Source organism: Cupriavidus sp. YR651 (assembly GCF_900101625.1).
GTDB lineage: Bacteria > Pseudomonadota > Gammaproteobacteria > Burkholderiales > Burkholderiaceae > Cupriavidus.
This window is the reverse complement of the sequence record NZ_FMYZ01000008.1, coordinates 38099-58267: the sequence shown is the minus strand read 5'-3', so window position 1 is coordinate 58267 and position 20169 is coordinate 38099. Positions and strand designations below refer to the sequence as shown.

Below are 20169 nucleotides of genomic sequence, written 5' to 3'. Positions count from 1 at the left end.
TGATGTGTTGTTGAATAGTTGTTGTCGTCGGCGATGTGCCGTGGCGCTATTCCGGCTGCCCGCGCGCGTTCAGCAGATCCGTCAGGCTTTTCGGCGCGGGGGTCAGCGGCTTGCGGTGTTGCGTCCAGCCCATCTGCCGCGATGGCGTCAGCGCACGCAGGCGCGTGGCAGCCCAGCGGAACAGCCGGTACGTCGCCGGATGCGCGAATGCGCCGCTCCAGAAACGCCAGACCAGGTGCTCGCGCCGGCTGAACTTCGCGCCCTGCCCCTTCAGGGGATGCGGCACGGCTTCATCGGGATCGCGATTGGCCTCGGTACGCAGGCGCACCAGCAGTTGCGGGATGGGGATGCGTACCGGGCAGACTTCGCCACACGCACCGCACAGGCTAGAGGCCGTGGCGAGGTCCGCGGTGGCGTCGAGCCCCAGCAGATGCGGCGAGATGATCTTGCCGATCGGCCCCGGGTAGGTCGTGCCGTAGGCGTGGCCGCCGATGCGCGTGTAGACCGGGCAGTGGTTCATGCACGCGCCGCAGCGGATGCACTGCAACGTGGCGCGCAGCTGCTCGTCGGCATAGGCCTGACTGCGGCCGTTGTCGAGCAGCACCAGGTGCACTTCGCGCGGACCGTCTTGCTCGTCGCCCTTGCGCGGTCCGGAGATCAGGTTGAAGTAGGTGGTGATGGCCTGGCCCGTGGCGGAGCGCGTCAGCAGGCTGGAAAGCGGCACGATGTGCGACAGCTTTGCCACCACCTTTTCCATGCCCATCACCGCGATGTGCACGTCCGGCACCGTGGTGGAAAGTCGCCCGTTGCCCTCGTTTTCCACGAGCCACAGCGTGCCCGTGTCGGCCGCCGCGAAGTTCACGCCGGAGAGCCCGATGTCGGCGTCCACGAACGCCTGCCGCAGCGCCCGGCGGCCAGTCTGGATCAGGCTGTCGACATCTTCCGTGTACGTCGTGTCGGGGATGTGCGCCTCGAACAGCGCGCCGATGTCGGCCTTGGTCTTGTGGATGGCGGGCATCACGATATGGGACGGCTTCTCCCCGGCCAGCTGGACGATGTATTCGCCCATGTCCGATTCGATGCAGTCCACGCCGCGCGCCGCGAGGTAATGGTTCAGCTCCATTTCCTCGCTGGCCATCGACTTACCCTTGATGACCCGCGTCGCGGCATGGGCCTGCGCGATGCCGTGGATGACCGCGTTGGCCTCGTCGGCGGTCTCCGCCCAGTGCACGTGCACGCCGGCCGCGGTGAGGCGCGCCTCGAGCTGCACCAGCAGGTCCGGCAGGTTGGCCAGTGCATGCTGGCGGGCCGCTTCGCCGAGGTCGCGCAGGTGCTCCAGCTCGTCGCCGTCCGGAAACTGGACCGCACGTTTCTGCTGGAGGAAATCCATCGCACCGCGAAAGCTCTTGCGCAACTTGGGATCGTCCAGCGCCGCGCGAGCGCGCGCGCGAAAGTCCTCGGTCGGGACGAAATGCAGGGTCTGCTGGCTCATTGCGCGGCGTCTCCGGTGTCGGTCACGATCACGACCCACAGGCGGCGCGGACCATGTGCGCCGTAGGCCAGCGTTTGCTGGATGTCAGAAGTTTTGGAGGGGCCCGACACCATCACGAGGTTGGTAGGCATGCCGTCTCTCCAGCGTTCCGCGCGTGCGGCGCTGTGCAGGTCGGGGTGCAGTGTCCGGGCATGGACCAGGGCGATGTGCGTTGGCGGCACCAGGGACATCGTGCGCGGCGAGCCCCTGTCCGGCGCCAGCACCAGCGTGCCGGTGGCCGCCAGGCCGGAGCGCGCCACCGTGAAGCCGGCATCGACGGTATCGAACAATTCGGCCTTCCAGGTTTCGAGGGGGCGATCAAAGCCCACCATGGCGACGCTTGCGGGCAGCGCGGCGGCCAGCGCCGCCCCTTCGGGACGATTGCGATCCAGCAGCAGCCGGCGCACGCCTTCGGCGGCCAGCCGGTCCGCGATCAGCGCCGGCCAGGTGGCGGCATCGGTGCACCACACCTCGGCGTGGGAGGCGGTGAGCGCGGCCTGCATCGACGCCACCATCGCGGCGATGTCGGGTGGGCTGCCACGGCGGCTGTCGAAGTGGATGTCGATGCGGTGGTCGAGCGCGGCGGTGTCGGCGGCGAGCGAGGCACCGGAGGTCGGCACGGCGGCGCGCAGCCGGCCGAGCATGCGGTCACGTGCGGTCATCGTGCTCATTCGGCACCTCCGGTACGGCGCCACAGGAAGGACGCCAGGTGCTCCACGGGCAGCGACGCGCCCGCATGCGCGGCGGCGTGGCCGATGTTCAGCAGGCAGCCGCAATCGGCGGAAACCAGCCGGTCGCAACCCGTGGCGCACGCGGAGGCCACCTTGTCGCGCACCATCGCGCCGGAAATATCGGCGTGCTTGAGCGAGAACGTACCGCCAAAGCCGCAGCATTCGGATTCGCGTTCGTGCTCCACCCGGGTCACCCCCGGCAGAGCGTCCACCAGTGCCACGCCGTGCGCCCGCGTACCCATTTCTCGACGGGCGGCGCACGACGTGTGCAGCACCACGCGCTCGTGCGGCGCGCCGGCCAGCACATCGTCAAAGCGCACGTGCATCACATTCAGGAGGAATTCGGCAAGCTCGTAGACGCGGCCGGCCAGTTCGGTGGCCCGGGCCGCGGCGTCGGGATCGTCGGCGAACAGGGCGGGCCAGTGGTGGCGCATCATGCCCGCGCACGAGCCGGACGGCACGATGATCGGCCACGGTTCGCGGAACAGGTCCAGCTGGGCGCGCGCCACGGTGCGGGCCTGCTCCGGATTGCCGCTGCTGTAGGCGGGCTGGCCGCAACAGCTCTGGCCGCGCGGGAAGTGCACGGTCAGGCCTTCGCGCTCGAGCAGCCGGACGGCGTCAAGGCCGGCCTGCGGGACGAACAGGTCGACGAGACAGGTGCCGAACAGGTAGACCTGTGTCGGGGCGGTGGGGTACTGCCTGGGTTGCATTGTCTGCCTCCGGATGACGGCGCGCGGTGCGCACCGGGCCGCGCCTGCTGGCACGGCCTCTGCGACATTTTTGGGGGCATAATTCCGGCTCTCGCACCGGAATACAAATTGGTTGGACCACCGGGCGTCTGGAACAGGGGGTGACCATGGCGTCAGGCAATGCAGCGCGCAACCGGGTGGAAGGCATCATGCGCAAGATGGAGACCGCGCTGCTGGATGGCACGTGGCCGGTTGGCGCGCGGCTGCCGGCCGAACGTGCGCTGGCGGAGCAGTACGGCGTGGCGCGCAACACTATCCGCGAGGCCATCCAGCGCCTGGCGGCGCGCGGCTTGCTGCAGAGCCGGCGCGGTGCGGGGGTATACGTCACCGACCAGCTGCGTACCGGTATCGCATCGCCGTGGGGCCAGCTCGTGGCCGATCACCCGGCGTTGCGCGACGACATCCTCGAGTTTCGCCGCGTGCTGGAGGGGGCTACCGCGTACTTCGCGGCGCTGCGCGCGGACGCGTCCGACCTGCGTCGTATACGTGGGCTGATGAAGGAACTGGATCGCGCGCGGCTGGCGGACGACAAGGCCGGCGAGGCCGATGCCGATGCCCGGTTGCACGACGCCATCGCGCAGGCATTGCACAACACGATGTTCCTGCACCTGCATACCAGCGTCATCGGCATGCTGCGCGAGCACATCACGATCAATGGCACGGGTCTGCGCGAGGCGGATGAGGAGGCGTCAGGCCTGCTGCTGCTCCAGCACCGGACGCTGTGCGAGGCGATCCTGGCGCGGCGGCCGGAAGAGGCGCGCACGGCCATGCAGACCCACATTGATTTTGTACGCAGCCGCGTGGAGCAAGACAGCGAATAGGCGGATACGTGGCCCACGACGCAGCATTGGTCGTACCAGTTGCTGCGTACCTAAGATCAATGGATTCAACAAGTTAACAAAGCGCCTTGCAATCGCGTCGCAAGGGGCGCGTCGCGCTCACACGAGCTCGGCGGTGCTCAGTTCGCGCTTCACGTACGCGTAGATGATGGGCCCCGCGATCACGCCGGGTATACCGTAGAGCGTCTCCATCACCAGCATCACCGTCAGCAGTTCCCACGCGGCAGCTTGTATACGCGCGCCGATGATGCGCGCGTTCAGGAAATACTCGAACTTGTGGATGATCACGAGGTAGAGCAGCGACACGACCGCGATGGGTAGCGACACCGCCAGCGACGCCACCACGATGGCGGTGTTGGAGATCAGGTTGCCCAGCACCGGCAGCAGCCCCGCGATGAAGGTGATTGCCACCAGCGTCTTGGACAGCGGCAGGTGCTGTTGGAACAGCGGCAGGACCACCAGCAGGTAGATGGCCGTCAGGGCCGTGTTGATCGAGGAGATCTGGATCTGCGCGAAGATGAACTGCGAGAACGCCGTCTGCAGTGTGCGGGCGCGCGCCACCAACGCCGCGGCCAGCGGCCGCCGGTTGGGGCGCGATACCGCCCGGTACAGCGCCACCATCGCGCCGATCACCAGCCCGATCAGGATATGGAGCAGGGCACGCAGGATGTCCGTGCCGAGCTTCTGTGCCATCTGGGCGTGCTCGCGCATCGCCGCGATCAGCGCCGTGGCCAGTTCCTCGACGCCGTTGGGCAGGTAATCGCTCAGCCAGCCCGGCATCTGGCTGCGGGACTGGTCGATGATGTCCGCGGCATGGTCCAGCAGGCGCTCCAGTGTGTTGCCGTCGCCGCTGATAAAGCGTACCAGCGCCCAGATGCCGCCGGTCAGGGCCAGCAGGATGATGGCCGAAAGGATGGCCACGGCCAGCGCGTCGTGCCGCGGGTGCAGGCGCGTGAGGCGCGGCGCCAGGACATCCACCAGCGAATAGAGCAACAGGCCGGCCAGCAGTGCCGGAACGAGGTTGGCCTGCATCACCAGCAGCAAGGCCGCGCCCGTCAGCGCGTAGGACGCCGCGGTGACGCTGAACCAGCTGGCCGGCGTCAGGCGGCGGTTGGAGGGGGCGGTATCCGGCGTGGCACCACCGGCCTGGGGGCGGCCTGTCGTACGTTCTTGTTCCACCTGCGGCATGGCTTGGATGTTGCGCGTGAGCGTTGTCGTTGAAAGGGTTGGCGTTCGATTGTCGGTGCGGCGCCCGACAATGGCAAGTCAGGATGACCAGACATGCGGCGCGGGCGTGAAACTTGCATTTCCGGTCGCTATATTGATGGACAGGCAGCGCGAAAATCCCCACAGGAGCCCGTACGACATGGCCTTCACCTGCACCGTCGGCGCCAGCCGGCATGTCTTCGCGGACCTGCGCACGCTGCTGGCCAAGGCCAGCCCGGCGAGATCGGGCGATGCGCTGGCCGGCATCGCCGCGGCGAGCGAGGAGGAGCGCATGGCGGCGCGGATGGCGCTGGCCGACGTGCCGCTGACCCATTTTCTCTCGGAAGCCCTGATCCCCTATGAGGACGACGAGGTCACGCGCCTGATCGTCGATGGGCACGACGCGCAGGCTTTCTCCGCGATTGCCGCGCTGACGGTGGGCGACTTCCGCAACTGGCTGCTGCGTCATGAGACCGACGAGGCCGTGCTGGCGCGCGTGGCGCCCGGCATCACGCCGGAGATGGCCGCCGCCGTCAGCAAGCTCATGCGCAACCAGGACCTGGTGGCCGTGGCGCGCAAGTGCCGGGTGGTGACCCGCTTTCGCGGCACCATCGGCCTCGCTGGCAGGCTGGCGGTACGCCTGCAGCCCAATCATCCGACCGACGACCCGCGCGGCATCGCGGCATCCATCATCGACGGCCTGCTGTATGGCTGCGGCGACGCGACGATTGGTGTCAACCCGGCCAGCGACAATCTTGGCGCCATCGTCACGCTGCTGAAGCTGATCGATGATGTGCGCGCGCGTTATGACGTGCCGACGCAGTCGTGCGTGCTCACGCACGTCACCAACACGCTGCGTGCGATCGAGCTGGGCGCGCCGGTCGACCTCGTGTTCCAGTCGGTGGCCGGCAGCCAGCGTGCCAACGAGGCCTTCGGCATTTCGCTGGCGCTGCTTGGCGAGGCGCGGCAGGCGGCGCTGGCGCTGAACCGGGGAACGGTGGGCCACAACGTGATGTACTTCGAGACCGGGCAGGGCAGCGCGCTGTCCGCCAACGCGCATCACGGCGTGGATCAGCAGACGATGGAGGCGCGCGCGTACGGCGTGGCGCGCGTGTTCGAGCCACTGCTGGTGAATACGGTCGTCGGCTTTATCGGCCCCGAATATCTTTACGACGGCAAGCAGATCATCCGCGCCGGGCTGGAAGACCACTTCTGCGGCAAGCTGCTGGGTGTGCCGATGGGGTGCGACGTCTGCTACACCAATCACGCCGAGGCGGACCAGGACGACATGGATACGCTGCTCACGCTGTTCGGCGTGGCTGGCATCAACTTCATCATGGGCGTGCCCGGCGCGGACGACATCATGCTGAACTACCAGAGCACCTCGTTCCACGATGCCTTGTATCTGCGGGAAGTCCTCGGCGTGCGTCCGGCGCCCGAGTTCGAGGCGTGGTTGCAGCGGATGGGGATCCTCGACCCGTCGGGCCGCCTGCTGGAGCCAGCCGCGCGCCAGCCGCTCCTCGACATGGCGCGGTCACTTGATACCGGGACCCCCAACATGCCGAAGCCTCCCGCATCGCCTCGCGTGCCTCCCGCGTCTCCCTCCCCTGACCCCTGGGCGCAGTTGCGACAGTACACACGCGCGCGCATTGCACTGGGCCGCGCCGGTCACGCGCAGAAGACCGAGTCCGTGCTCGCTTTCGGTCTGGCGCATGCGCAGGCGCGCGATGCCGTGCATTTGCCGCTCGACGCCGGCGCGCTGGAAGCGGATCTGCGCGACGATGACCTGACGGTGCTGCATGTCCATAGCGCCGCGCCAGATCGCGATCACTACCTGCGCCGCCCGGACCTTGGACGTCAGCTGGACGCCGACAGTCGCAGCCGGCTGGACGAGGCCCGGTCAGCCGCGGCCGGTCACCGTCCGGATGTGGTCTTCGTCATCGCGGACGGGCTTTCCGCGCTGGCCGCGCAGCGTCACGGCGTGCCGTTGCTGCGCGCCGTGCTGGCGCGGCTGCATGCGTGGCAGGTGGGGCCGGTGGTCATCGCGCGGCAATCGCGCGTGGCGTTGGGCGATGACATCGGCGAGCGGCTTGGCGCGCGCCAGGTGGTGATGCTGATCGGGGAGCGGCCGGGACTCAGCTCGCCCGACAGTCTCGGCATCTACCTGACCTACGATCCGCACCCGGGTCGGACCGATGCGCAGCGCAATTGCATCTCGAACGTGCGGCCGGAAGGGCTGCCCTATGCCCAGGCGGCGGACCGGCTGGTGTTCCTGCTGCGTGGCGCGGTGGCGCTGGGGCGATCGGGGGTGGACCTGAAGGACGATAGCGAGGACGTTGCGCCCGCGCTGCCGCGTGAATGACTGCGGCCGGCCCGAGGGCCGGCCGCACAGGGTGTCGCGAGGACACGTGTCGACTACATCATGCGATGCGAAAAATGTCCGCGTTCGGCATCGGCCATCAGGGTCATGAACTGGTCGCGGCTCATATGCACCAGTTCCTGGTGGTCACCGGCCTCGAACCACACTTCGGGTTCCTCAAGCAGGCTTTCATCCACGAAGGTCTGCATGCCATACGACATGGCACACGGCGGAATGGCACCGAGGTCGCAATCCTTGAACACTTCGCGGATTTCGTCCTCATGCGCCAGCACCAGCTTGCGGCCGGTCTTTTCGCAGATGGCAGCCATCTGCAAGTGATGGCTCGAAGGGATCACAGCGGCCACGTAGCCGTCCGCATCCTCCAGCAACAGGGTTTTGGCCAGACGGTTTCCTGGTACATGGGCGGCCTGAGCAGTGGCCATGCTGCTTAGGCTGTACGGGTGACGAATGATGTCGAACTGGCTGTTCATGCGGCTAAGTCTGCCAGCCAGGGTGCCTGCCATTGCCATGATCGCCTTCCTCCGCGCCAGCACGCGCGGTTAGTCCTTGGTGTTCTCACTATAGGCTCTGGCGGCCCGCACGCGAGGCCAGATTGCCTGCAGCTCGGCTTTCAGGAACGTCAGCAGGTAGCGGGTGGCCATGGTCTGGTAGCGGTTGGGCATGGTCAGCATATAGAGCTTGCTGCCGAACACGCTGATGCGGTAGTCGCCCAGCAACGGCTGCAGCGCGCCTTGCTCGAGTTCCGGCCCGATGGCGTAGAGCGGGAAGATGCCGATGCCCAGGCCGCTGACCACGGCGTCCTTCAGGAAGGCAAAGTTCTCGGAGCTCAGCGTGGGCGCCAGCACCACTTGTTCCCGCGTGTCGCCTCCCCCGGCGCGCGTGCCGGAGGCCTTCAGCTTCTGGCCGATCGGCGACGCACAGACGATGGCGTGCGCGGTCAGGTCCCCCAGTACCGTGGGCGCCACCTTGCCCGCCAGGTACGACGGCGCGGCGCAGACTACCCAGTCGACCTCGCCGATCTCGGTGGCAACCACCGAGTCGGGCGGCGTGGAAATGATGCGCAACGCCACCTCCACGTCCTCGGAGACGAGGTTGTGGATGCGATTGTCGAAGACCACGTCCAGAGTGATGTCCGGGTAGCGCTGCTTGAACTGCACCAGCAGCGGCGACAGCAGCGCGTGGCCCAGCCCGGTGGGCACCGACAACCGCACATGCCCCTGCAGGCTCTTGCCCATGTTGCTGATCAGCGCGTTGGCGGCGGCCACTTCGCCGAGGATGTTGCGGCCGTGTTCGTACAGGCCGGCACCCACGGGTGTGGGCTCCACATGGCGGGTGGTCCGCCGCAGCAACTGCACGCCAAGTTCTTCCTCCAGCGCCTTCAGGTGGTAGCTGACGTTGGCGCGCGTCATCTTGAGCTTGCGGGCGGCGGCGCTGAGGTTGCCGGCATCGACGATGTCGACGAACAGTCGCAGGGCGTTGAGGTCCATGGCGGAGGCGAAGGGCGCGCCGGTCTCGGCGGCGCGTAACAAAAAAGGGGCCCGAGGGCCCCTTAGTGTGCCACGGGCGCCGTGGCGCCCAGGCATTCGACCGATCCGGCGGATCAGTGCTCGTGATGCAGGTACTTGGCCTGGCGCGGCAGACGCAGGCTGACGAAGAAGGCCAGCACCATCATCGCCGTGACATACCAGTAGAACGTGCTTTCATGGCCGACGGACTTCAGGCCCAGCGCCACATACTCGGCGGACCCGCCGAAGATGGCGTTGGCCACCGCATAGGCCAGGCCCACGCCCAGCGCGCGCACTTCCGGCGGGAACATTTCCGCCTTTACGATGCCGCTGATGGAGGTGTAGAAGCTGACCACGGCCAGCGCGATGGCGATCAGCACGAACGCCAGCTCGGGGCTCGTCACACTCTGGAGCGCGGTCAGGACCGGCACCGTGATCAGGGCGCCCAGCGCGCCGAACAGCAGCATGTTGTTGCGGCGGCCAATGCGGTCGGACAACGCGCCAAACACCGGCTGCATGCACATGTACAGGAACAGGCAACCCGTCATCACATAGCTGGCCGTCTTGATCGACATGCCGGCCGAGTTGACCAGGTACTTCTGCATGTACGTGGTGAACGTATAGAAGATCAGCGAACCGCCGGCCGTATAGCCCAGCACCGTGAAAAACGCGGCCTTGTGGTTGCGGAACAATTCGGCCACGCTGCCGGCTTCCTTGCTGTTGCGGGTCTGGGCCGTGGAGGTTTCATGCAGCGTGCGGCGCAGCAGCAGCGCGACGACCGCCGTGATGGCACCCACCACGAACGGGATGCGCCAGCCCCAGGCCTTCAGTTCTGCCTCGTCGAGCAATTGCTGCAGGACCACCACCACCAGCACGGCCAGCAACTGGCCGCCGATCAGCGTGACGTACTGGAACGACGAGAAGAACCCGCGACGTCCCTTGAGCGCCACCTCGCTCATATAGGTGGCCGTGGTGCCGTATTCGCCGCCGACCGACAGGCCTTGCAGCAGGCGCGCCAGCAGGAGCAGCGCCGGGGCCAGGTTGCCGATGGTGGCATAGGTCGGCAGGCACGCGATCATCAGCGAGCCGAAGCACATCATGATCACGGAGATCACCATCGAGTTCTTGCGCCCGTTGCGGTCCGCGATGCGGCCAAACAGCCAGCCGCCGATCGGCCGCATCAGGAAACCGGCGGCAAACACGCCTGCAGTGTTCAGCAGCTGCGCGGTGGGGTCGGATTTCGGGAAGAACGACGGCGCGAAGTAGATGGCGCAGAACGCATAGACGTAGAAGTCGAACCATTCGACCAGATTGCCGGACGACGCGGCGACGATGGCGAAGACGCGCTTCCTGGTTTCCTCGGGGGAGGGTGCTGCGGAGGGAGGGGCCACGGAGGGGGTGGCGGTTGGGGCGATATCTGTCATGGGACCTTCTTGATCTTGGCGGCGCGGGCGCCGCCTGGAAAGGGCTCGGGCGCTGGTGGGCGGGCGGGGCTGGCGGGAGGTGCCAGGCGGGCGTCGTACACCGGACCCGGGTGCCCGGCTAGCGTACCCGGGAAGCCCCGCACTGCCCACCCGGACGCGGCACGTCGCCAGGGCATCGATCGGGGCAGGTCTTGCCAGCATTGGGCTGGCAGGGAATTGTCCCGTCTTGTGGACAGTGTTTTCACGATAGACACATGGGATGCGCGGGGCATATGCCGGGGTCAGTCGGGAGAGGTGCGGGACGGATTCGGGAGGCTGCGCGGGCGGGGTTCGCTAACGGCGTCTGCAAATACCGTCTGCTAACGGCGTTTGCAAACGGTGTTCACCGTTGCTCGGGCGCGCATCGCGTCCTGTTCATGCCGTTCGTATGGCTGGCTTGCCTGACGCACGGCACTGGGCAATGATGCAGAGCGAATGATGAACCTCGTACCTTTCAAAAGCCTTGTCGATGTCCGTGTCGCGCTATCTGCTGAGTCTTCTGCTGCTGTCACCTCTCATGGCCTGGGCCCAGCCCAACCTCGTGGAGTGCCAGCGCATGGACCAGGTACAACTGCGGGCGGCGTCCGAGGAGACGCTGCTGTTCCTGCGCTGCCGCGCGCGGCGCATTTCCTATGAGGCACCTCGGCTGAAGGGTGTCTCGCAAAAGGTGCGTGATGATCTGGTATTCGCGTGTCTCGATCAGGCCGACGCCGCGGAGCACCAACTGCGCGTCAGCCATGGCTACACGCGCGAATCCCTCGCTCGCAAGAAATGTGACGAGTAACGCCCTCGCGATGGATTGTCAAATCTGATTATCCATTCTGTTCAAGCTACCGTGGATTGTCAAAACTCGTGGCCGGCGTACCATGGCGGCACATTGTGTTGTGCTGGACTTGAACGGAGACTCCCATGGCCCTCGACGCCGAATCGTTTTCCCTGCTGCGCGCCTCGGTGCAGCGTTTCATCGACGAACGCCTGAAGCCGGCCGAAGACACGCTGGAGGAGCTGGACGACGTGCCGGCCGACATCGTTGCCGACATGAAGGAAATGGGCCTGTTCGGCATCTCCATTCCTGAGAACTACGGTGGCATCGGTCTGTCGATGTCGCAGGAATGCGATGTGGTCTATGACCTCGGCCACACCGCATTTGCGTTCCGCTCGGTGTTTGGCACCAACGTGGGTATTGGCTCGCAGGGCATCCTGATGGACGGCACCGAGGAGCAGAAGCAGACCTACTTGCCGAAGATCGCTAGCGGCGAGCTGGTCATCTCGTTCGCCCTGACCGAGCCGAACGCTGGCTCCGACGCCGCATCGCTGCAGACCCGCGCGGAACTCGACGGCGACCACTATGTGATCAACGGCACCAAGCGCTTCATCACCAACGCCCCGCGCGCGGGCGCCTTCACGCTGATGGCGCGTACGGGCGGCCCCGGCGCATCGGGCATCTCGTCGTTCATCGTGCCGGCGGACACCCCGGGCATTTCGCTGGGCAAGCCGGACAAGAAGATGGGCCAGCGCGGCACCAAGACCTGTGACGTGGTGCTGGAAAACGTGCGCGTGCCGGCCGCCAACATCATCGGCGGCGTACCCGGCGTGGGCTTCAAGACGGCCATGAAGGTGCTGGACCGCGGCCGCCTGCATATCTCGGCGCTGGCCTGCGGCATGGCGCATCGGCTGATCACGGACGCCGTCGCGTATGCAAAGGAGCGCAAGCAGTTCGGCCAGCCCATCGGCGACTTCCAGCTGATCCAGGGCATGCTGGCCGACAGCCAGGCCGAGCTGTACGCGGGCCTGTCGATGGTGCGCGATTGCGCGCAGCGCTACGACGCCAAGCCGGCCGGCAAGAGCGACCCCGAGGTCAGCATGCTGGCGTCCTGCACCAAGATGTTCTGTACCGAGATGGTAGGCCGCGTGGCCGACCGGGCCGTGCAGATTCACGGCGGCGCCGGCTACATCGCCGAATACAAGGCCGAGCGTTTCTATCGCGACGTGCGCCTGCTGCGCCTGTATGAAGGCACGACGCAGATCCAGCAGTTGATCATCGCCAAGCAACTGCTGCGCGATTGAGGTAGCGATTCGAGGATGGCTGGGCTCGGATGGCGGACTGACGGATCGCCATCCGAGAGCTCGCGAACCGAGATAGCGGACTGAGATAGCGGACTGAGCCGGCGTTTGCATGCGCTACTCGCGCATGGCGCATGAGGGAGGAAGGATGAGCAAGTTCCAGGTAGCGGCCCCGGCGGGGCTGGCCACAACGGGGCCGCAGTCGTCGTCCCCGGACAAGTCGCGCACCACGCACCGGCTACGCGCCGTGGTGGCGACGTATCGCGCGGCACTGCAGGCCTACACGCTGGTGGTGTCGCCCGACGAGCTGATGCTGCTGTCCAATGGGCCCGAGCCGGCCCATTCGGCGCGCGACTATCGGGCGCAGGCGCACCTGGACCGTCTGCGCGACACCGTGCGCGAGAGCGGCCTGGCTTTGCCTAATGCGATCGTCGTGGCGGTCTCCGGTGGACGCATGCAGTGCGAATGCGACCATCTGTACGCGCTGGAACTGCGCCCGCAGGCCGGCGACAGCCTGATCGTGCTGGACGGCCATGCGCATCTGGCCGCGCTGGCGGGCACCGAGCGCGGGCATATCAAGACGCTGGTCACGGCGGTGCTGTGCCGGACCGCGATCCAAACCGGACAAGAAACGAAGGCGCCCGTCTCTGAGGCGGAATGCACCGTGATGCACGCCTCCGCGGCAGCCCGCTGGGCCGGCGCGACGCGCATATGGCAGTAATCGTCAACCTCTAAAGCTGTCGAGGTCGCCTGCGCCAACTGATCGACTGGGGCCAGCCCAGTCGATTGGCCCCGTTCCGTCAGCGCGCAGCGCAGCCTGATTGCCCCGCGTCGCTACGATGCGGGTTGGGGCCAGATGCCGTCGACGTCGCGCAGCAGATGACCCGCGAGGATGTAGTCGCCCAGGCGACTCGCCTTGGCTTCCAGATCCAGCAACTCGTGATCGGCCAACGTGCCGAGATCGAACTGGCAGTACAGATTGCGCTGCCGGAACGTTGTCTTGGGTTTGCAAAGCCCTTCGATCAGGGCTTCGCGGGAACGGACGGCGATGCTTTCCTGTCCGCGATACTGCACCTTGATTCCGCGCTTTTCTCCGAGCCGACCGAGTTCCACGGCATCCTGCCATCCGGTCTCGTAATCCAGCTCAAGCGCCAGCACCTGCTCCGAGGCCAGAAGCCGAAGCGCTTCCGCCTTGCTGCCAGCTCGCACGATTGACATCCACACCTCTTGTCTCAACGAATACTGTACGAATATACAGTGATTGCCGACCCGTCACAAGGACACTGACGGGGTAGGCCGGGGCGCCCGATGGCTCCGCCGGACGTGCTGGCGGAAGCATCGCGTGCTCCGCCCAAGGCCGGTCTCGCCTTAAATTCGCGTTCCTCCCTTATACCAGCTTCCTAAGGCTTTGATACCTCCGCCGGAGCGATTGCCGCCGACGGCCCCGCCGCGCCAGCGGGCACCGTCGTGGCGCCTCCGGTGGCGTTGAAGTCGCCTGCGTACACCTGGGACAGTCCAGCAGGCCGCAGGTATCGCCGGATGGCATCGTTGACCGCCGATGGTGTGGCCGTGCGGATCCGTTCCTCGATCTCCGCAATATGGGCCATGGTCCGGCCCAGGTAGAGCTGGTTGGCGAGCGTGCCGGCCAGCGCCCCGTCGCGGGTCCGGCTGACCAGACCTTGCTGCAGCAGGCCGCTGACCGCCTCGGACAGTTCGCTGGCGGAGACGCCATCGCGCACGAAGCGCGCCATCTCCTCATCGACGGCCCGGCGCAGGCGCGCCTGGTTCTGGGGCGCATAGACTGCCCACAGTCCGAAACGGCCCGCGCGGTCCAGCGCGCCGACGGTCATCGAGCTGGATACCCCGTAGCTGATGCCCTCCTGTTGCCGCAGCCGGTCCGCTAAACGACTGCGCATGCCGGTGCCACCCAGCACGCGGTTGGCAATGAGCAGTAACGGGTAGTCGGGTGAATCGCTGACGAGGTCGATTGGTTGGGAAGCCAGGTAGACCGCGTTGGCCTTGCCCGGCGTGTCCAGCGTAAAGTTGGCGGCCGGAATGTCGATGAAGGGGCGGTCCACGCGCTCGAACGGCACCTGCGCTCGCCAGTCGCCAAACAGGAGTGCGGCCTGACGGGCGGCGTCGTCGGCATCGAAGTCGCCGACGATGGCCAACTGCGCGTGCTCGGCCCCATAGAAGCGCGCTTGGAAATCACGCACGTCGGCGGCGGACACCGCCTTCAGCTCGGCCAGGCTCTCGTCGAAGGTCGGCGTGTAGCGGGGATCCTCGGCGGAGTAGGGGTTGCCATGGCGGCCCAGCGCGTTGGGCGCCAGCGCATTGGGCTGGCGCTGCTGGCTTTCGATGCCGGCGATGCTGCCGGCGCGCAGCGTTTCGAATTCGCCGGCCGGGAATGTCGGCATGCGCAGCACGGTACGCAGCAATGCCATCAGGTCAGGCAAATAGGCGCGACGCGTTTCAAAGCGCACCGTGAGTCGTTCGGAGCTGCCGGAAATCGAGACATTGGCCTTCAACACCTCCAGGCGATCGGCAATCTGCTGGCGGCTGAATGCGCCCGCGCCACGTTCCAGCATGCCGCCCGTCAGGCTCCCAACGGAGGATTTGCCTTGCAGCGCCTGCGTGTTGCCGAAGCGCAGGATCAGGGTGCCATTGACGGATTCTCCGCGCGTGGGCTTGGGCAGCAGCGCCAGCTGCATCCCGTTGGGCAGCGTTTGCCGGACGGTGTACGCGTCGATATTGGCCGGGCTCGTGTCGAATGTGGCGACGGGCCGGGCGGCCGGCTTGCCTGCGTAGTCGCGCACCAGTGCGGTCACGTCCGGCATCGCGGGAATGTTTGCAAGCTGGGGCTTGTCGCCCGGCAGGAACTGGCCCACCGTGCGGTTGGCCGGGCGGAGGTAGTTCTCGGCCACACGCTGCACGTCTTGCAACGTGGTGGTTTCCACGCGGTCGCGGGCGATGAACAACAGTCGCCAGTCACCCTTGGCGATGGCCTCCGACAACGCGACCCCATAGCGCGTCGGATCGTTGAGAATTTTCTCGTAGGAGTTGCGTATACGGACGCGCGCGCGCTCCAGTTCGTCCTCGGTGGCCGGCCGGCTGGCCAGGCCTTCCACCTCGGCCAGCAGCGCGGCGCGCACGGCGTCGATCGAGCGATCCTTGCTGGTGCCCGCCGCGAAGACGATCACGCCCGGGTCCCGCATCGCGTTGAGCATGCCGGACTGCCAGGCCGCCTTGTGCGTGTCGACGAGCGCACGCTCCAGTCGCCCGCCCGGCGTGTCGGACAGGATGATCGACAGCAGCGCCAGTGCCGTGCTGTCGGGATGCGCCCCCGGCCCGACGTGATACTGCACGGCGACGATACTGCTGTCGCCGGGCCGCGTCAGCGTCAGGTCACGCGAGCCTTCCTGCGGCGGCTCCACGGTGTGCTCGGGCGGCAGCACGCGCGTCGGGCGCGCGATGGGCCCGAAGGCCTGCTCGATGCGCACCAGCGTCCGCGCCGGATCGAATTGCCCGGTCACCACCAGCACCGCGTTGTCAGGCTGGTAATAGCGCCGGTAGAACGCCTGCAGGTTCTCGATGCCGACCTGCTCCACGTCGCTGCGCGCGCCGATCGGCGCCTTGGCGTAGTTGTGCCAGCGATACGCCGCCGCGGACATCTGCTGCAGCAGCATGCGCATCGGATTGTTCTCGCCGATCTCCATCTCGTTGCGCACGACCGTCATCTCGCTGTCGAGGTCGGCGCGCGCCACGAAGCTGTTGACCATGCGGTCCGCTTCCATGTTCAGCGCCCAGTCGAGGTTGTCTTCGCTGCCCGAGAATGTCTCGAAGAAATTGGTCCTGTCCTGCGACGTGGTGCCGTTGTACTGCATGCCGCGCCGCGCGAATTCCGTGACGATCGTCTTTCCCGGCAGGCGCGGTGTGCCCTTGAACAGCAGGTGCTCCAGCAGGTGCGCCATGCCGGTCTCGCCGTAGTTCTCATGACGGCTGCCGACGAGGTACGTCATGTTGACGGTCGTGGTCGGCTGCGCATCGTCGGGCGCCAGCAGGATGCGCAGGCCGTTGGCCAGCCGGTATTCGGTGATGCCTTCCACGGACGTCACGCGCGTCGCGGGGGCGATTGGCGCTGCCGCGAGTACAGGCGTGGCGGGCCGGGCGGCCAGCACCGGCAGCGTGAGGAAAAACGAGGCGGCCAGCATGATGCTGGCAACTAGACGGCGCATGAGGTCTCCGTGAGCAGCCGGATTCGGCCGCTGCTGTGGCGATTCTATCCGCACCGGGGGCCGCCCAAACAGGTCCCACCGCACTTTCAGATCCGGGGACACCCGCCAGGCCGGGCGGGTGGAGGAGAATGTCCGAATCCAGCGTATTTTTTATCGTGCGAAGCGCTACGATGCACGGCATGAACCTCGATCCAGACACTTGCTACAAGGCCATCGCCTCCCACGACCGACGCTTCGACGGGCGCTTTTTCGTCGGGGTGTCGTCCACGGGCGTCTACTGCCGGCCGGTCTGCGCGGTGCGCACGCCCAAGCGTGAGAATTGCACGTTCTACGAGACCGCCGCGGCTGCGGAAAAGCATGGCTTCCGCCCCTGCCTGCGTTGCCGGCCGGAACTGGCGCCCGGTCACGGCCTGGCCGATATTTCCGGGCGGCTGGCGCAGGCCGCGGCCACCCTGATCGACGAAGGCTTCATGGCCGAGGCCGGCGTGGCGCAGCTGGCCGCGCGCATCGGCGTGACGGAGCGGCATCTGCGGCGCCTGTTCGACGCGCAGTTCGGCGTCACGGTGCTGGAATATGCGCAGACACAGCGGCTGCTGCTGGCCAAGCGCCTGCTGACCGACACCACGCTGCCCGTGTCGGAGGTGGCGCTGGCCGCCGGATTCGGCAGCGTTCGGCGCTTCAACGATGTCCTGAAGGAACGCTATGGCCTCACGCCGCTGGCGATGCGCAAGCGCGCGGCGGATGGCATGGCGGACCGGCTCGTATTCGAGCTCGGCTACCGGCCACCGCTGGCGTGGGCGGCGTTGCTGGTGTTCCTTGGCACTCGCGCCGTGGACGGCATCGAACAGGTGCACGGCGAGACCTGCACGCGCACGCTGGCGATGGATGCCGGTGGCCAACGCCACATCGGCTGGGTACGGCTGGAGCACGTCCCCAGGCGCACGGTGCTGCGCGTGACGCTGTCCGGCACGCTGGCTCACGTGATTCCGCAGGCGCTGGGCAAGGTGCGGCGGCTATGCGATCTCGGTTGCCGTCCCGACGTCGTCGACCGGCACCTGGGCGACCTCGCCGCGCCGGTTCCGGGCATGCGCCTGCCGGGGACGTTCGATGGCTTCGAGATCGCCGTGCGCGCGATCATCGGGCAGCTGATTTCGGTCGTGCACGCGCGACGCATCCTCGCGCGGCTTGTGCGGATCGCGGGGGAGCCGCTGCCCGAGGCGGCGCTCTCCGGCCTGGCCTGCCCGGAGGGGCTGGCACCGCTCACGCATGCGTTTCCCACCGCGCGGGCCCTGGCGGATTTATCGGACGATTCATATCGCGAAGCCGGCGTGCCGGCGGGCAAGATTCGCGCGATCCGCGGGCTGGCGGCGCGTGTGGCGGCGCGCGAGATCCAGCTCGATCCGCTTGCGCCGCCCGAAGGCACCGTGGCGCAGTTGCGTGCCATCGACGGCATTGGCGACTGGACCGCGCAGTACATCGCCATGCGCGCATTGGGCTGGCCCGATGCCTTTCCGGCGACCGACTATGTCTTGCGCAAGGTGCTCGACGTCAGCACCGTTCGCGCGATGAACGCCAGGACGGCGCAGTGGGCGCCGTGGCGCGCCTATGCGGCCATTCACCTCTGGTATCGCCACGATGCGCTGCGCGTGCCGGGCGGCCAGGTCGAGGAGCAAGCGGCATGACCAGCTACCAGATCATCGACAGCCCGCTGGGCGACATCTTGCTGCGCGGTCAGGACGGCGCGCTGACGGGGCTGTTTTTCGTGGGCCAGAAGTACTACCCGGGGGATGTCCGCCAACTGCCGGCTGCACCGGCTGCCGATACGCGCTTGTTCAAGCAGGCGGCCGAGGAAATGGATGCGTACTTCGCCGGGAGTCTGCAGGCATTCACGGTGCCGATCCGCTTTGGCGGCAGCGCGTTCCAGCAAGACATATGGCAGGCCTTATGCGCGATTGAATTTGGCGATACCACGACGTATGGGCAACTCGCGGCCCGGCTGGGCCTGCCGTCGGGCCATGCGCGCGCCGTCGGGGGCGCAGTGGGCCGCAATCCGTTGTCGGTCATCGTGCCGTGTCATCGCGTGTTGGGCGCGTCGGGGGACCTGACCGGCTATGCCGGGGGTGTGGATCGCAAGCGCGCGCTGCTGAAACTGGAAGGCGTGGCCAGCGCGCACGCGTTGCCGGTCGTCCGGCAGGCCATGCTGGCGTTCGGCTGACCTGTTGGACGACAACGGCACGACAACGGCACGAGAGCAGCGTGGCAAGGCTCTTCATCGCCATCGAGACACCCGTCAGGGTGGCGGAGACCTTGTTGCGCACGCTGCCAGCGCATCGCGGCATCCGCCCGGTGCCGCCCGGGCAGTTGCACCTGACATTGCGCTTCCTCGGCGATCAGGACGAGGATGCTGCCGCGCGGATCGACGCCGCCCTGCGCGAGGTGCCTGCGCCCGCGATGTCGATGGCGTTGCAGGGCGCAGGCCGCTTTCGTGGCCGCCAGGGCGCGATCCTGTGGGCGGGACTGGCAGCCGACCCCGCGCTGGCCACGTTTTTCGATGACATCCAGTGCCGCCTCGCCACCGTCGGCATCGCTCCGGAGCGGCGCCAGTTTCGGCCCCACCTGACCGTCGCGCGGTGCCGGACCACCGTGCCGGAAGGGGTGCTGCGCGACTGGCTGGCGGCCTGTCGCGATCTGTCGACGCCGCCGTGGCGCGTCGAGCGCTTCGTCCTCTTTGAGAGTTTTCTGAACCAGCAGGGTGCGCGCCACGTGCAGCGCGCCGTTTATCCGATGGCGGCGCTCAACCGAGGTTGCTGAAGCCGAGCGCCACGCCCAGCCCGCACAGGGCCGAGCCGATCGTCTTGTCGAGCAGGCCCTGGCGCCGCAGCATCGCCGCGCGCAACGCGGCGGCGCCGAAGCACCACGCCACCAGGCTGAACCACGCCCAGTGCGCCAGCGACATGAACAGCCCGTAGCCGAACTGCACCGTCAGTGGCGTGTGAACGTTGACCACCTGCGTGTAGGTACTCACCACGAACAGCGTGGTCTTGGGATTGAGCGCATTGGTCAGGAATCCCATCCGCAGCGCGGCCAAACCGGACATGACCGGTGCCGCGCGGGTATCCACGGTCAGCCGGGTGCGGTTGCGCAGCGTCTGGATGCCGATCCATATCAGGTAGGCGGCGCCCAGCAGCTTGACCACGGTCAGCAGCCCGTGGGCGTGCCGCATCAGCACCGAGACGCCGAACATCGTATAGAAGACGTGGACCTGCACGCCCAGGGCGATGCCCAGCGCACAGGCCAGGCCTGTGCGGCGGCCAGACAGGTAGCTGTTGCGGGTGACCATGGCGAAGTCCGGCCCGGGGCTGATGACGGCGAGAAGGGTAACGGTGGCGACGGCCAGCAGTTCGGCAGGTGGGGTCATTTCCAGTCAGTTTTCATAAAGGAACGAGCAAGGAATCGGCGCCATTCT

18 protein-coding genes and 1 pseudogene are annotated in these 20169 nt (G+C 67.0%); 9 read left to right on the top strand and 10 right to left on the bottom strand.

The features are described 5' to 3' along the window. Nucleotides 1-46 precede the first annotated feature (46 nt). Genes BLR29_RS21275 through BLR29_RS21265 form a run of 3 tightly spaced genes read right to left on the bottom strand, consistent with a single transcriptional unit; the run spans nucleotide 47 to nucleotide 2972 of the window. Nucleotides 47-1492, bottom strand: a complete 1446-nt coding sequence (locus BLR29_RS21275) for a LutB/LldF family L-lactate oxidation iron-sulfur protein (RefSeq protein ID WP_092139285.1) — start codon at nucleotides 1490-1492, stop codon at nucleotides 47-49. Beyond that, nucleotides 1489-2202 (bottom strand): LutC/YkgG family protein, encoded by a 714-nt coding sequence (locus tag BLR29_RS21270; RefSeq protein ID WP_092139283.1) that lies wholly within the window; start codon nucleotides 2200-2202, stop codon nucleotides 1489-1491. The genes BLR29_RS21275 and BLR29_RS21270 overlap by 4 nt, the downstream gene beginning before the upstream one ends. After that, entirely contained in the window at nucleotides 2199-2972 is a 774-nt protein-coding gene (locus tag BLR29_RS21265; RefSeq protein ID WP_092139281.1) for a (Fe-S)-binding protein, read from the bottom strand. The genes BLR29_RS21270 and BLR29_RS21265 overlap by 4 nt, the downstream gene beginning before the upstream one ends. A 146-nt stretch (nucleotides 2973-3118) precedes the next feature. Here BLR29_RS21265 and BLR29_RS21260 point away from each other — a divergent pair, with 146 nt between their 5' ends. Further along, nucleotides 3119-3832 carry a FadR/GntR family transcriptional regulator gene (locus BLR29_RS21260; RefSeq protein ID WP_092139279.1) on the top strand — a complete coding sequence of 238 codons (714 nt, stop codon included), beginning with the start codon at nucleotides 3119-3121 and terminating at the stop codon, nucleotides 3830-3832. 117 nt (nucleotides 3833-3949) lie between these two features. On the opposite strand, the gene BLR29_RS21255 is transcribed toward BLR29_RS21260, so the two are convergent. After that, entirely contained in the window at nucleotides 3950-5038 is a 1089-nt protein-coding gene (locus BLR29_RS21255) for an AI-2E family transporter (RefSeq protein ID WP_092139277.1), read from the bottom strand. Nucleotides 5039-5216: 178 nt separating this feature from the next. On the opposite strand from BLR29_RS21255, the pseudogene BLR29_RS32910 reads away from it, so the two are divergent. Together BLR29_RS32910 and eutC are read left to right on the top strand one after the other, a co-directional pair. Further along, a pseudogene (locus tag BLR29_RS32910) lies at nucleotides 5217-6596 on the top strand (ethanolamine ammonia-lyase subunit EutB); the annotation flags it as partial. Beyond that, nucleotides 6582-7418 (top strand): ethanolamine ammonia-lyase subunit EutC, encoded by an 837-nt coding sequence (eutC, locus tag BLR29_RS32905; RefSeq protein ID WP_369804685.1) that lies wholly within the window; start codon nucleotides 6582-6584, stop codon nucleotides 7416-7418. The pseudogene BLR29_RS32910 and the gene eutC, both read left to right, overlap by 15 nt. A 53-nt stretch (nucleotides 7419-7471) precedes the next feature. Here the strand turns inward: eutC and BLR29_RS21245 are convergent, their stop codons facing one another. The 3 genes from BLR29_RS21245 to BLR29_RS21235 form a co-directional block, all read right to left on the bottom strand. Next, nucleotides 7472-7945 (bottom strand): aminoacyl-tRNA deacylase, encoded by a 474-nt coding sequence (locus tag BLR29_RS21245; protein ID WP_092139273.1) that lies wholly within the window; start codon nucleotides 7943-7945, stop codon nucleotides 7472-7474. A 30-nt stretch (nucleotides 7946-7975) separates the two neighbouring features. Continuing rightward, complete coding sequence (locus tag BLR29_RS21240; protein ID WP_092139271.1) at nucleotides 7976-8923, bottom strand: LysR family transcriptional regulator; 948 nt, start codon at nucleotides 8921-8923, stop codon at nucleotides 7976-7978. 113 nt (nucleotides 8924-9036) lie between these two features. Beyond that, nucleotides 9037-10365: an MFS family transporter gene (locus BLR29_RS21235; protein ID WP_092139269.1), complete on the bottom strand. Its 1329-nt coding sequence runs from the start codon at nucleotides 10363-10365 to the stop codon at nucleotides 9037-9039. Nucleotides 10366-10873: 508 nt separating this feature from the next. Here BLR29_RS21235 and BLR29_RS21230 point away from each other — a divergent pair. The 3 genes from BLR29_RS21230 to BLR29_RS21220 all read left to right on the top strand — a co-directional run bounded on the left by BLR29_RS21230 (nucleotide 10874) and on the right by BLR29_RS21220 (nucleotide 13189). Continuing rightward, nucleotides 10874-11188, top strand: coding sequence for a hypothetical protein (locus BLR29_RS21230; protein WP_092139267.1), 315 nt, complete (start codon nucleotides 10874-10876; stop codon nucleotides 11186-11188). A 125-nt stretch (nucleotides 11189-11313) separates the two neighbouring features. Then, the gene (locus BLR29_RS21225) at nucleotides 11314-12471 is read left to right on the top strand and encodes an acyl-CoA dehydrogenase family protein (RefSeq protein ID WP_092139265.1); all 1158 of its coding nucleotides are present in this window, start codon (nucleotides 11314-11316) and stop codon (nucleotides 12469-12471) included. Between the two features lie 145 nt (nucleotides 12472-12616). Further along, nucleotides 12617-13189 carry a hypothetical protein gene (locus BLR29_RS21220; protein WP_092139263.1) on the top strand — a complete coding sequence of 191 codons (573 nt, stop codon included), beginning with the start codon at nucleotides 12617-12619 and terminating at the stop codon, nucleotides 13187-13189. Nucleotides 13190-13302: 113 nt separating this feature from the next. Here BLR29_RS21220 and BLR29_RS21215 read toward each other — a convergent pair whose 3' ends face one another. After that, nucleotides 13303-13686 carry a PHA-granule associated protein 4 gene (locus BLR29_RS21215; RefSeq protein ID WP_092139261.1) on the bottom strand — a complete coding sequence of 128 codons (384 nt, stop codon included), beginning with the start codon at nucleotides 13684-13686 and terminating at the stop codon, nucleotides 13303-13305. A gap of 182 nt (nucleotides 13687-13868) precedes the next feature. Beyond that, nucleotides 13869-16703, bottom strand: a complete 2835-nt coding sequence (locus BLR29_RS21210; RefSeq protein WP_092139259.1) for a M16 family metallopeptidase — start codon at nucleotides 16701-16703, stop codon at nucleotides 13869-13871. A 179-nt stretch (nucleotides 16704-16882) separates the two neighbouring features. Between BLR29_RS21210 and BLR29_RS21205 the strand changes: the two genes are divergently transcribed. The 3 genes from BLR29_RS21205 to thpR are packed head-to-tail and all read left to right on the top strand — an operon-like array spanning nucleotide 16883 to nucleotide 19514. Beyond that, nucleotides 16883-18385, top strand: a complete 1503-nt coding sequence (locus BLR29_RS21205) for a DNA-3-methyladenine glycosylase 2 family protein (RefSeq protein ID WP_092139657.1) — start codon at nucleotides 16883-16885, stop codon at nucleotides 18383-18385. Further along, nucleotides 18382-18918 (top strand): methylated-DNA--[protein]-cysteine S-methyltransferase, encoded by a 537-nt coding sequence (locus BLR29_RS21200; RefSeq protein ID WP_092139257.1) that lies wholly within the window; start codon nucleotides 18382-18384, stop codon nucleotides 18916-18918. The genes BLR29_RS21205 and BLR29_RS21200 overlap by 4 nt, the downstream gene beginning before the upstream one ends. A 41-nt stretch (nucleotides 18919-18959) precedes the next feature. Continuing rightward, a complete protein-coding gene (thpR, locus tag BLR29_RS21195; RefSeq protein WP_092139255.1) occupies nucleotides 18960-19514 on the top strand; it encodes an RNA 2',3'-cyclic phosphodiesterase in 555 nt (184 codons plus the stop codon). On the opposite strand, the gene BLR29_RS21190 is transcribed toward thpR, so the two are convergent. Then, a complete protein-coding gene (locus BLR29_RS21190) occupies nucleotides 19498-20121 on the bottom strand; it encodes a LysE family translocator (RefSeq protein ID WP_092139253.1) in 624 nt (207 codons plus the stop codon). The two genes, thpR and BLR29_RS21190, sit on opposite strands and share 17 nt — an antisense overlap. Between the last annotated feature and the right edge of the window lie 48 nt (nucleotides 20122-20169).

Excerpts from the sequence above, each read along its gene's own strand:
- BLR29_RS21275 (WP_092139285.1), bottom strand. The coding sequence starts at position 1,492 with ATGAGCCAGCAGACCCTGCATTTCGTCCCGACCGAGGACTTTCGCGCG.
- BLR29_RS21270 (WP_092139283.1), bottom strand. The coding sequence starts at position 2,202 with ATGAGCACGATGACCGCACGTGACCGCATGCTCGGCCGGCTGCGCGCC.
- BLR29_RS21265 (WP_092139281.1), bottom strand. The coding sequence starts at position 2,972 with ATGCAACCCAGGCAGTACCCCACCGCCCCGACACAGGTCTACCTGTTC.
- BLR29_RS21260 (WP_092139279.1), top strand. The coding sequence starts at position 3,119 with ATGGCGTCAGGCAATGCAGCGCGCAACCGGGTGGAAGGCATCATGCGC.
- BLR29_RS21255 (WP_092139277.1), bottom strand. The coding sequence starts at position 5,038 with ATGCCGCAGGTGGAACAAGAACGTACGACAGGCCGCCCCCAGGCCGGT.
- eutC (WP_369804685.1), top strand. The coding sequence starts at position 6,582 with ATGGCGCGGTCACTTGATACCGGGACCCCCAACATGCCGAAGCCTCCC.
- BLR29_RS21245 (WP_092139273.1), bottom strand. The coding sequence starts at position 7,945 with ATGGCAATGGCAGGCACCCTGGCTGGCAGACTTAGCCGCATGAACAGC.
- BLR29_RS21240 (WP_092139271.1), bottom strand. The coding sequence starts at position 8,923 with ATGGACCTCAACGCCCTGCGACTGTTCGTCGACATCGTCGATGCCGGC.
- BLR29_RS21235 (WP_092139269.1), bottom strand. The coding sequence starts at position 10,365 with ATGACAGATATCGCCCCAACCGCCACCCCCTCCGTGGCCCCTCCCTCC.
- BLR29_RS21230 (WP_092139267.1), top strand. The coding sequence starts at position 10,874 with ATGTCCGTGTCGCGCTATCTGCTGAGTCTTCTGCTGCTGTCACCTCTC.
- BLR29_RS21225 (WP_092139265.1), top strand. The coding sequence starts at position 11,314 with ATGGCCCTCGACGCCGAATCGTTTTCCCTGCTGCGCGCCTCGGTGCAG.
- BLR29_RS21220 (WP_092139263.1), top strand. The coding sequence starts at position 12,617 with ATGAGCAAGTTCCAGGTAGCGGCCCCGGCGGGGCTGGCCACAACGGGG.
- BLR29_RS21215 (WP_092139261.1), bottom strand. The coding sequence starts at position 13,686 with ATGTCAATCGTGCGAGCTGGCAGCAAGGCGGAAGCGCTTCGGCTTCTG.
- BLR29_RS21210 (WP_092139259.1), bottom strand. The coding sequence starts at position 16,703 with ATGCGCCGTCTAGTTGCCAGCATCATGCTGGCCGCCTCGTTTTTCCTC.
- BLR29_RS21205 (WP_092139657.1), top strand. The coding sequence starts at position 16,883 with ATGAACCTCGATCCAGACACTTGCTACAAGGCCATCGCCTCCCACGAC.
- BLR29_RS21200 (WP_092139257.1), top strand. The coding sequence starts at position 18,382 with ATGACCAGCTACCAGATCATCGACAGCCCGCTGGGCGACATCTTGCTG.
- BLR29_RS21190 (WP_092139253.1), bottom strand. The coding sequence starts at position 20,121 with ATGACCCCACCTGCCGAACTGCTGGCCGTCGCCACCGTTACCCTTCTC.